We start from the raw sequence: 9,072 nt of genomic DNA on the forward strand, positions 1-9,072 counted from the left end.
CGGCCGGCGCTCGGGCTCCTGCGGCAGGTGAGCCGACGGTGGCGGTGGCGGGTTCCAGCGACACGTGCCCAGCTCCACCGGCAGCAGCCCGGCCAGGGTGCGCAGCAGGGTCGGACTTGCCGGCCCCGTTGACCCCGACCAGCCCGACCACGTCGCCGGGGGCGACCACCAGCTCCAGGTCGGAGAAGAGCAGCCGGTCACCGTGGCCGGCGGCGATGTCCTTGACGATCAGCGTGGCGCTCATGAGGAGCCGAGCGTACCGTCGCCGCCACGCGCGCCGGATCGGGCGACCCGCGGTACGCGGGCCCGGGACGCGAGGCAGACTCACTCCCGTGGTGACCACACTGGCGATCGACTGCGGCGGTGGCGGGATCAAGGCGAGCGTGTTGGATGCCGCCGGCACGATGCGCGCCCGGCCGCTGCGGGTGCCCACGCCGTACCCTCTGCCGCCGGCGCTCTTCGTCAAGACGCTGGTGGAACTCGGCGCCCGGCTGCCCGCGGCGGACCGGGTGACCGTCGGGATGCCCGGCATGATCCGGCACGGCGTGGTGGTGGCCACCCCGCACTACGTAACCCGTTCCGGGCCGCGCAGCCGGGTCGACCCGGACCTGGTCGCCGAGTGGTCCGGGTACGACGTCCGCAGCGCGCTCGGCGACGCCTTCGGGGTGCCGGCGCTGGTGCTCAACGACGCCGAGGTGCACGGCGCCGGGGTGGTCGCCGGGACCGGCTGCGAGCTGGTGCTGACCCTCGGCACCGGGCTCGGCAGCGCGCTGTTCGACGGCGGGCGGCTCGCGCCGCACCTGGAGCTGTCGCACGCGCCGGTGCGCTGGGGCACCACCTACGACACGTACGTCGGGGAGCCGGAGCGGCGCCGGCTCGGCGACGCGTTCTGGTCCCGCCGGATCCGGCAGGTGGTGGAGGGACTGCGCCCGGTGTTCCGCTGGGACCGGCTCTACCTGGGCGGGGGCAACTCCCGGCTGATCCGGGCGGAGCAACTGGCCCGAATGGGCGAGGACGTCGTCGTCGTCCCGAACACGGCCGGAATCGTGGGCGGTGTCCGGGCCTGGGAGCTGATCGACGGCCGGTACGACCCGGCCCCCTGAGCGATTGCGGCCCAGGAACACTCGCGGAGCGGCCGGTGTTGTGCCAGCGTCGGACGAAAGACGGCTCGACAGGAGGAGGTGGGTCGGGATGGATCTTCTCGCGGAGTACCGGCGGGCGACCATGTTCTTCGAAGCGGGTGATCCGACCGGAGCGGCCCGGCTGCTGGAGCCGATCGTGGAGGCCGAGCCCGGCAACTCCTCGGTACGCCAGCTGCTGGCCCGCGCGTACTTCCAGTCGGCCCAGCTCAACCGGGCCGAGGAGCAGCTGCGCGAGCTGGTCGAGCGGGACCCGAGCGACCACTACGCGCACCACGTGCTGGGTCGCACCCTGGAGCGGCTGAACCGGCACGCGGACGCGCTGCGGCACCTGCGGATCGCTGCGGCGATGCACTCGACCAACGACGACTACACGACCGCGCTGCGCCGGGTGGAGACCCGGGTCGGGCTCGGTCGCTGACGCACGATCCTCGGGGCGGCCCTGCGGGGCCGCCGACGCGTGTCCGCGGGCCGGCCGACGCGTGTCCGCGGGCCGGCCGCCGGCCCGCCTACGATTGGGCGCATGGGAGCTGACCTGGCGGTGGGCGCGGCATGAAGCTGAAGCTGGACCTGCACGAGATCTTCAACAAGGGCCAGGACATCGACCGGGCGCTGCGCGGGATCATGGACGAGGCGGTGGCGAAGAAGGCCACCCTCGTCGAGATCATCCCCGGCAAGGGCTCCGGGCAGCTCAAGAAGCGGGTGCTGCGGTTCCTCGACCAGAAGGACGTCAAGCAGCTCTACCACCGGGTGGAAAAGGACTCGAAGAACTTCGGTCGGCTCTTCGTGCACTTCCGCTGGAAGTAGGAGTTCCGACTCCCTGACCTCCCGCGCTACCTTACGTACAGCCCATGACCTGCGAAAACGCCTTCCATCGACTTTCGGCATTTTTCGCCCTTCCTCGCGCTGGGTTGTGCCGGATCTGTGCCCGGCTCTGAAACAGTGAGTTGCCCGCAAAAGGTTGTTGGCGGTCCGGTACGAAGGCCACCCGTGGATTGCTGTACAACTGGCCTGTGCGACGACCAAGCCGAGATGGAGTTCCTCCGTCGGGGTATTGGCTGGCGTTGTCGGCCATTACCAGCCCGTGTCGCTCCTGTGGCCTGCCCGTCGTCGCGCTGTCTCCGGCGGTTGGGGGCCGGCTGGGCAATTCTGCGTTGCTGACTTCCTGCTGACTCGTGTCGAGGACTCGCTGGGGCCATCAGCCTTTCGGCTCCGAACGCCTTTGCAGCGCATCTCGTCGTTGGCGGTCACCGCGGGACCTTCCCTCTGGGTGTACGACGCCCAAACCTCGGGTGAGCTGGGCTTGCTCCCGGCGAGTATGAGCGGCATGGGGTATCGGGAAGGTGGTGGACAGGGTCAGGACCTGTTGCAGCGTCGCGAGGACGTGCGGCAGGCCAACTTTCTGGAACTGTTCGTCGACCTGGTGTTGGTGTTCGCCCTGGCGGGGGTGGTCAGTCGGGTCGTGCGTGACATCGGCAGCGACGATCCGGTCGTCGGGTGGCGGTCGACGGCCTATCTGTTCGTGCTGGCGCTGCCGCTGATCTGGCTGTGGATCACCACGGCGCACATCACCAGCTGGTTTGACCCCCGCCGCCGCAAAATTCAGTACATCGTGCTGGCCAGCGCTTTCGGGATGCTGGTCATGGCCTCATCGATTCCGCACGCGTTCATCGGCCGGGGATTGGCGTTCGTGCTCCCGTACGTGATCCTGCAAGTTGGCCGGCCGCTCATTCTGATGCCGGCTTTGCGCGGGCATCCCCTGCGGCAGATGTACCGTCGGTCGGTGCTGTGGTTCGCGGCCTCGGCGCTGATCTGGTTGTCGGGCGCGGCTGTCAGCGGTGGCGCCAGGGCCGCCGTTTGGGGGGCCGCCGTGACAGTGGACATCGTCGCCGCGCAGCTGCGCTGGCCGGTCCCCGGCATGGCCCGCCCCCGGATGAGTGCGTGGGCCATGGACAGCAAGCAACACCTACCCGAGCGCTACCAGCAGTTCCTCCTGATCGCCCTCGGGGAGACCGTGCTCGCCGTCGGCACGGCTTTCACCGGCGAACCGATCACCCCGGCGACCTCCGCCGTGCTGGTGCTGGCGTACCTGTCGACGGTGCTGCTGTGGCGCATCTACTTCTACCGCTCCGGCCAGGTACTTGCCGAAGCCGTCGTCGCGACAAAGGATTTGTATGCCGCTGGCCGCGCCATCGGCCTCGCCCACATCATCATGGTGCTCGGCATCGTCGCCAGCGCCGTCGGCTTCGAGATTGTGCTGATCCACCCGGATGGCCGGCCCGAGCCGGCGTGGCTCCTTGCGAGCCTCGGCGGTCCGGCACTGTTCCTCTACGGCCGTATCCGCCTGGAACGTGTCGTGTTCAACCGGCTCTCGCTCCGCCGCGTCGCCGCCATCGCCGTCCTGGCGGTCGCAGCCATCCCCCTGTACTTCGCCCCGCCGCTGGCCACCTCGGTCCTGGCCGGGCTCGTACTGCTCGCCGTCGCCCTCGCCGACGCCCACCACGCGGCCGGCCGTCCCCCCGAGGCACCCTCCCCGGCACATTAGGTCGGTTGATGTTTCGCTTACAAGCTCTGTGCGGCGCGTCCGCACGCGTCCGGGAACGGCCGCACGCTCGGAGCCTCGTCCATGCCAACCCTCGTCAGCGTGCCGCCATTCGGCACCGTTGCTGTCAGCGGTGCTGTCGACAGCCGTTCCGCCGGCGACTTGGACCGGCCCCCGTTCTGGGGAGTGTGGACCGAAGGTGCCGGCTGCTGTCGGCTCGTATTGAACAGTGCCTTCGAGCAGGCGCGCCGAGCGCCGTCTGTCAGTCAGGTAGCCGACACTGGCTGGAGCGACCTTGCCAAACTTCACTTAGTAGCTTCGACCAATGCCCTTGCCTATGTCGAAGCAGCAAGCTGTTCGATCGCAGAGCTGACGCGGACCAGTTCGACGTCACCACTCGGGCCGATGTCTCCCGGGGCCAGTACGTCGACCCGGCCGCTGGCAAAGTCACCGTGAAGACCTACGGCGAGCAGTGGCGCAAGGGTCAGCTCCACCGTGATGCGACTACGGCGCGATCGAGATGACCCTGCACGTGCATGTCGAGCCGATCCTTGGTCGGATGCAGCTCGCGCAGGTCCGCCCGTCGCACCTTCAGATGTGGGTGAAGGACCGGGCGACGGTGCTCACACCGTCCTCGCTGCGAGTCGCGTACCACGTGCTGGTCGGCATGTTCGACGTGGCGACACGACCGGATCATCGGCTGGCGCTCGGCTGGCGGTCGCCCGGTGACGGGCCGAGTTGTGCCCGATCTGTTCCCGTAATCTTGAGTTGGCGTTGCGGTCCAGGTCAAAGCACTGGTCTGCTCGGATTCGTGCACTTCCGCTGGAAGTAGGAGTTTCGGCTCTCCGACCTCCCACCCCACCGGCACCGGGTGCCGTCCCGCAGCGGTCGCAGGCTGTGTTCACGACGACGTTTGCCCAGGTGAGCGGGCACTTGGTCGCAAGGTGCGGGCGGTGGAAGATAGGTGAATGCATGTGCGGAACCGCAACAACGTGAGGTTGGCCGGTCGCGAGGGCGGTCCCACCGTCGTGCTCGCGCACGGCTTCGGCTGCGACCAGCACATGTGGCGCCACGTTACTGCTGAAATCGGACAATGGGCCCAGGTGGTGCTGTTCGACCACGTCGGTTCAGGCAGGGCTGACCCGGCGGCCTGGGACGCCGACCGGTACGCCTCCCTGGACGGCTACGCCGATGATGTGCTGAGCATCTGCCAGGACCTGGACCTTCAGCAGCCGATCTTCGTCGGACACTCGGTCAGTTCGAGCATCGGCGTCCTCGCGGCAAACCGCGAACCGGACCGCTTCTCCGCACTCGTCCTGGTCACCCCGTCGCCGTGCTACATCGACGACGCGAACTACCGGGGCGGCTTCACCCGCGACGACATCGACGAGTTGCTCGAGTCGCTGGACAGCAACTACCTCGGCTGGTCGTCGAGCATGGCCCCCCTGATCATGGGCAATCCGGACCGGCCGGAGCTGGGTGCAGAGCTGACGGCGAGTTTCTGCCAGACGGATCCCGCAATGGCGCAGGTGTTCGCCCGCGCCACGTTCCTGTCCGACAACCGTGCCGACCTCGCCGCCGTGAAGGTTCCCACCCTGATCCTGCAGTGCGCCGAGGACGCCATCGCGCCGCCTGAGGTCGGCGCGTTCGTGCACGCGCAGATCGCCGGAAGTCGGCTGGTCACCCTGGACGCGACCGGGCACTGCCCGCAGTTGAGCGCGCCGGAAGCGACGGCCGCAGCGATCACGTCGTTCGTCAGGGCCGCTTACCGGTGACCGCCGCTGCCGGGCGTGATCCCTACGGCCAAGGTCCGGGCGATGACGGGACCGCCCGGCCGGGCGAGGTGGGGTTCCCGTCGTTGCTCGAGGACGACCTCGAAGACCTGTACGAGAACGCGCCCTGCGGGAACCTGTCCACCCTGCTGGACGGCACCGTAGCCAAGATCAACAGCACCCTGCTGGCCTGGCTCGGCTACACCCGCGAGGAACTCGTCGGCCGGCGCCGCTTCAGCGACCTGCTCACCGGCGGGGGCCGCATCTATCACGAAACCCACTTCGCACCCATGCTGGCCATGCAGGGCGAGATCCGCGGTATCGCCCTGGACCTTCGCACCAAGGACGGCTCCCGCATGCCGGTCCTCGTCACCTCCGTCGTCAAGGCCGGCAGCGAAGGCCAACCCCAACTCATCCGCACGGCCATCTTCGATGCCCGAGAACGCCGCAGCTATGAACGAGAGCTCCTCGACGCCCGCAGGGCCGCGGAACGCGAGGACGAACGGCTACGGCAGCTCGTCGGCAAACTGCAACGAAGTCTGCTCCCCGCCGTGCTGCAGACCCCGCCCGGACTGGAAAGCGCCGCGTACTACCGGATGGCCTCCACCGACGAAGTCGGCGGCGACTTCTACGACCTGTTCCCCCTCGACGACGGCCGCTGGGGATTCTTTCTCGGCGATGTCAGCGGCAAAGGCGTCGAAGCGGCCGCCGTCACCGCCCTGGCCCGCTACACGTTGCGCGCCGCAACCGTCTACAACCCCGACCCTGCCGCCGCGCTGCACAACCTCAACACCGTGCTCTGGCAGGAATACCGCGAGGACGCGCGCTACTGCACCGTCGTCTTCGGCATCCTGACACCCACACCGGCCGGCGGGTTCACCGCGGTCATCGCCAGCGGCGGACACCCCGAACCACTGCTGCTCCGGGCCGACGGCTCCGCCGACTACCAGTGCACGAAGGGCCGCATCGTGGGGGCCTTCCCGAACTCCCGATACACCAACACCACCGTCGTGGCGAACCCCGGCGACACGTTGCTTCTGTACAGCGATGGACTCACCGAGGCCCGTACCGCCCGCAGCGAGGCCCCCGACGGCCGTTACGGAACCGAAGCCCTCGTCCGATGGGCTGCCGATCTCGCACCCACCGACGCCGCCACCGCCGTCGCCGCCGTCACCGATCTACTCGGCACCTTCGGCGCCGGGCTCACCGACGACACCGCCGTCATGGCCATCAGCGCCCCACCGCGCCCCCACAGCGAGCCGCCCCCCGGCCCGCCGCATGCCCGCCGGTGAGGTGACCCCTGGCCCGGGCTCCACCGGTCCGGCTACACCGGATACGTCCGGGCCACCGCCAGCATCTCGGAACTGTGCGAGCCGGCCACGCCGACGTCGGCGGGCCGGGGGCGGAAGCCGGGCAGGCCGTCCAGCCCGTCGCTGACGTCCATGACCCGGATCCGGACCTGCTCCTTCTTCCGCAGCAGCTTCAGGGTCACCTCGATCCCCTCCGACGGGGGCGCGTGGAAGGTCAACCCCGCTGTCCACGGCGGGTTGGGCGACGGCCAGGAGAGAGAGATGTTCCGGCCTTCCGCCTCGGCGTCCATCACCTCGGCGCTGTCTCCGTCCACGTGCACCGTGAGCAGGCGAACCTGCCGCTGGGGGGTCACCCGCAGGCGCAGGATGCGCTCGCCGCCGTCGCCGGTGTCGCTCAACACCTCCAGCTTCGGCGCGGGCAGGTCGGCCGGCTGCGCGGGCCCCGAGCGCAGTTCCGCGTCGTCGAGGCCGGGGAACTCGCCACCGACCCGTTCCACCCCGCCGACGTACTGCGCGGTCCACGGCTGCGGGTCCTCCTCGTGACTGAGCCAGCGCGCCTGCCGGGTGTCGGCGTCCATGGCGTACATCAGGTGGGTCGGCGCGGGGTGCGCGGCGTCGAAGCGGTCGACGGACAGCCCCACCCCGGCGAAGACCGCCGCCGCGAGCGCGGCGGCGCCGACCGGCAACGCGCCCAGCCTCCGGGCGCGGAGCGCGAGCATCGCACGCTGCCCGCCGGCCTGCGGGTGCAGCAGGTCGACCACCGGGAGCGCGGCCAGGCCGAGCAGCACCGCGAAGAGAGCGGCGACCCCGCCCATCGCCATGCCCAGCGCGGGGAAGAGCAGCACCACGGTGGGCAGCAGGATGACCGCGCCCACCGCTGCGGCCGCGGTCACCGCGACCACCGGCCACGGCCCGTCGATCCGGGTGTTCAGCGCGACGAAGCCGGCGACGACGCCGGCCAGGGCGGGCAGGACGACGAGGTACGACCCGCCCGGCGCGAACAGGGCGAGGGGCGACCCGAGCAGGGCCAGCCAGGCCAGCCCGCCGATCGCCAGCGCGATCGGCCCGGCCCAGCGCCGGACCAGCGCGTACCAGCCGAGGAGCACCGTCGCGGCCCAGCGCCACCACGCCAGCCCGGTACCAGGCCGGCCGGTACGGGTCGAGCAGCTCGGCGTGGCCGGGGCGGATCGCCGTGACCGCCGCCCAGAAGAGCTGGGCGGTCAGCGGGGCGAGGACGATCGGGACCAGCGCCAGGCCGAAGCCGGCGAACAGGCGCTTTCCGGTGGTCCGGCCCCGCGACCGGGCGAACCAGCCCAGCGCGAGAACGCCGAGCACCGCGGCCAGCGCCAGCGGCCAGGTCAGCCAGCCCGGATAGCGGACCAGCCCACCCGGCACCGGGAAGTAGGTGGCGTCGTTGCCGGACCAGAGCGTCGGCAGGTCGGAGCGGCCCAGCGCCCGGGCCAGGCCGAGCGCGTTGTCGCCGTGCTGCTGGAGGCTGGCCCGGTCCATCATCTCGGGGGTGTCCAGGGGCGTGTGGTAGATCGCGCCACCGTCGATGTAGGCCGAGTTCAACCCGATGAAGCGCGGGCGGTCGTCGAGGTCGTACTGGTCGCGGAAGGGGGTGAAGTCGGTGTCGTTCGGCAGCAGTCGGTAGATCTCCACCGCGAACGAGGTGCCCACCGGATGGGGCGCCGCCCGGCCGAACAGCTGCACCAGGTCCGCGTTGTTCCGCGACGTCTCGAACATGATCACCGGCCCGGTCGAGCCGCGCGCCTCGAGGTTGAGCACCACCCCGCCCTCCTTGGCCAGCGGATGGCTGGAGACGAAGGCCGACGCGCCGCACAGGCACGCCTCCTCGGCGTCGGTGAGCACGAAGACGATGTCGTTACGGGGGCGAGGGCCGGTGGTCAGCGCGCGGGCCACCTCCAGGATGGTGGAGGTGCCGGCGCCGTCGTCGTTGCCGCCCGGCCCGGACTGCACCGAGTCGTAGTGCGCGACCAGGAAGATCCTGCCGGTCGAGTCCGTGCCGGGAAGTCGGGCGACCACGTTGCGGACCCGGCCCATCGAGTAGTTGCCGTTGCCCCGCTGGAGCTGGCCGGCCTCCGGGGCGACGGTGTCCTGCACCTCGGTCTCCAGTCCGAGGCCGCGCAGCGCGCCCACCAGGTGCTCGCGTACCTGATCATTGGCCGGGCTGCCGGCGACGTGCGGGCGGGCCGCGACGGTCTGCACCGTCCGGTACGCCCGGGCGGCGCTGAACTCGCCGGCCGGCGCGTCGGCCGGACGCGGCGCCGGGTGCGCAGTCGACGACG

The 9,072-nt window shown here is 70.4% G+C and carries 7 protein-coding genes and 2 pseudogenes; 7 read left to right on the top strand and 2 right to left on the bottom strand.

Going from position 1 to position 9,072, the window contains the following annotated elements:
- Nucleotides 1-244 (bottom strand): annotated as a pseudogene (locus tag JNW89_RS18760) (ATP-binding cassette domain-containing protein); the annotation flags it as partial.
- A gap of 88 nt (nucleotides 245-332) precedes the next feature.
- Here JNW89_RS18760 and JNW89_RS18765 point away from each other — a divergent pair.
- The 7 genes from JNW89_RS18765 (at nucleotide 333) to JNW89_RS18795 (ending at nucleotide 6,745) form a co-directional block, all read left to right on the top strand.
- A complete protein-coding gene (locus JNW89_RS18765; protein WP_238449900.1) occupies nucleotides 333-1,103 on the top strand; it encodes an ROK family protein in 771 nt (256 codons plus the stop codon).
- Nucleotides 1,104-1,191: 88 nt separating this feature from the next.
- Nucleotides 1,192-1,560 carry a M48 family metallopeptidase gene (locus tag JNW89_RS18770; RefSeq protein ID WP_088960164.1) on the top strand — a complete coding sequence of 123 codons (369 nt, stop codon included), beginning with the start codon at nucleotides 1,192-1,194 and terminating at the stop codon, nucleotides 1,558-1,560.
- Between the two features lie 131 nt (nucleotides 1,561-1,691).
- The gene (locus JNW89_RS18775; RefSeq protein ID WP_007465523.1) at nucleotides 1,692-1,946 is read left to right on the top strand and encodes a Smr/MutS family protein; all 255 of its coding nucleotides are present in this window, start codon (nucleotides 1,692-1,694) and stop codon (nucleotides 1,944-1,946) included.
- Between the two features lie 463 nt (nucleotides 1,947-2,409).
- Nucleotides 2,410-3,684, top strand: coding sequence for a low temperature requirement protein A (locus JNW89_RS18780; protein WP_238449901.1), 1,275 nt, complete (start codon nucleotides 2,410-2,412; stop codon nucleotides 3,682-3,684).
- A gap of 556 nt (nucleotides 3,685-4,240) precedes the next feature.
- Nucleotides 4,241-4,513 (top strand): hypothetical protein, encoded by a 273-nt coding sequence (locus JNW89_RS18785; RefSeq protein ID WP_238449902.1) that lies wholly within the window; start codon nucleotides 4,241-4,243, stop codon nucleotides 4,511-4,513.
- Between the two features lie 136 nt (nucleotides 4,514-4,649).
- Nucleotides 4,650-5,456 carry an alpha/beta fold hydrolase gene (locus JNW89_RS18790; RefSeq protein ID WP_238449903.1) on the top strand — a complete coding sequence of 269 codons (807 nt, stop codon included), beginning with the start codon at nucleotides 4,650-4,652 and terminating at the stop codon, nucleotides 5,454-5,456.
- Between the two features lie 83 nt (nucleotides 5,457-5,539).
- Entirely contained in the window at nucleotides 5,540-6,745 is a 1,206-nt protein-coding gene (locus tag JNW89_RS18795) for a PP2C family protein-serine/threonine phosphatase (RefSeq protein WP_238449904.1), read from the top strand.
- 32 nt (nucleotides 6,746-6,777) lie between these two features.
- Here the strand turns inward: JNW89_RS18795 and JNW89_RS38860 are convergent.
- Nucleotides 6,778-9,072, bottom strand: a pseudogene (locus JNW89_RS38860) (M28 family peptidase); the annotation flags it as partial.

It is taken from the genome of Micromonospora sp. 4G55 (assembly GCF_016803375.1).